Origin of the sequence: Paramagnetospirillum marisnigri (genome assembly GCF_001650715.1) — a bacterium.
Classification (GTDB): Bacteria; Pseudomonadota; Alphaproteobacteria; order Rhodospirillales; family Magnetospirillaceae; genus Phaeospirillum; species Phaeospirillum marisnigri.
Genome location: NZ_LWQT01000022.1, coordinates 1 through 680, shown reverse-complemented (window position 1 = coordinate 680; position 680 = coordinate 1). Strand labels below are relative to the sequence as shown.

1 pseudogene is annotated in these 680 nt (G+C 62.5%); it reads right to left on the bottom strand.

The window, feature by feature from the left end:
- A pseudogene (locus A6A04_RS23025) lies at positions 1 to 608 on the bottom strand (transposase); the annotation flags it as partial.
- Between the last annotated feature and the right edge of the window lie 72 nt (positions 609 to 680).

Below are 680 nucleotides of genomic sequence, written 5' to 3'. Positions count from 1 at the left end.
CCGTTCCGGCGCCGCCAGCGGCACCCGCTCCCGGCCCGCCAGACGTTTGCGCTTCTTGGTCCGCACCGCCAGGCCCTCGTCACGGTACAGGCGATAGGTTCGCTTGTGGTTGATCACCAGTCCCTCCCGGCGAAGCAGAACATGCAGGCGCAAATAGCCGTAGCGGCGATGGCGACCGGCCAGGTCCTTAAGCCTGGTCCGGATCGGGCCGTCGTCCCGCTGCCGGTGTCGATACCGCGCCACCGAACGATGAAGGCCCACGAGGTTGCAGGCACGGCGCTGACTGACGCCCTTCTTCGACATCAGCCAGCAACCGGCTTCCCGCAACGCCGTGGGCGTTACCATTTTTTTCCGAGAACTTCTTTCAGCAGGGCGTTGTCGAGCATGGCGTCGGCCAACAGCTTTTTCAGCCGGGCGTTCTCGTCCTCCAATGCCTTCAGCCGCTTGGCCTCCGACACCTCCATGCCGCCGTACTTGGATTTCCAGCGGTAGAAGGTCTGCTCGGCGATGCCGTGCTTGCGGCATACCGCCACAGCCGGCATCTCTCCAGCTTCGGCCTCCTTCAGGATGCCGATGATCTGTTCCTCGCTAAATCGACTGCGTTTCATCTGAGTTCCCCTGTTTCCTTCAGGTTACGGGAACTCACTCTCCGCGTGGACCGGATTTAAGGGGGAAGGTCA